Below are 607 nucleotides of genomic sequence, written 5' to 3'. Positions count from 1 at the left end.
CTACGGCGGCCTCGGCCTGAGCCTGGACGCCTGGCAGCTCTACGGCGGCACGGACCACGCGCCCCGCCCGGACCTGGCCAGCCGCGCGCAGCAGATAGCCATCGCCCAGACGATCCTGTCCGAGCGCGGCCCCATGGCGTGGAACGACTGCGCGCAGCCGGCCGGTCTGACCGAGGACGGCGAGGTGCCGGACGTCAACCCGGGCGACCCCAGCCACGACGACCGGGGCACCGACCGAGGCGACTACGGCCACGCGCCGAGCCCCGAACCGGACCGGACCCCGGACGCGAAGCCCTCCCCGGACGGCGCCAAGCCGACCCCGACCGACGAACGGGAGCCGGACGCCGAGCCGACGCCGGACACCAAGCCCGGCCAGGACGAGGAGTCGAGACAGGGCGGCCGGCCCGGCCCCGACGCGTCCGCGCCGAGCGACGACGCGCAGCCCACCGAGGCGCCCCGCACCACCCCGGGCCCGAGCCGGGACGAGGAGAGGCCCGCCGACCGCGACGAGACCGGGCGCGAGAGGCCCGACGCGTCCCGTGGCGGCGCCGAGCGGCCCGGCGCCGGCGAGAAGGCGCGTGAGGACGACACGGGCACCGGCAAGCAC

The 607-nt window shown here is 78.1% G+C and carries 1 protein-coding gene; it reads left to right on the top strand.

Features of this window, described 5'->3' with window-relative positions; genetic code table 11:
- Positions 1-607: transglycosylase family protein (locus tag KUM32_RS38975; protein ID WP_217146509.1), on the top strand; the 607-nt coding region annotated here is incomplete at both ends.

It is taken from the genome of Streptomyces sp. AC627_RSS907 (assembly GCF_019049165.1).
This window is presented reverse-complemented; position numbering and strand designations above follow the sequence as displayed.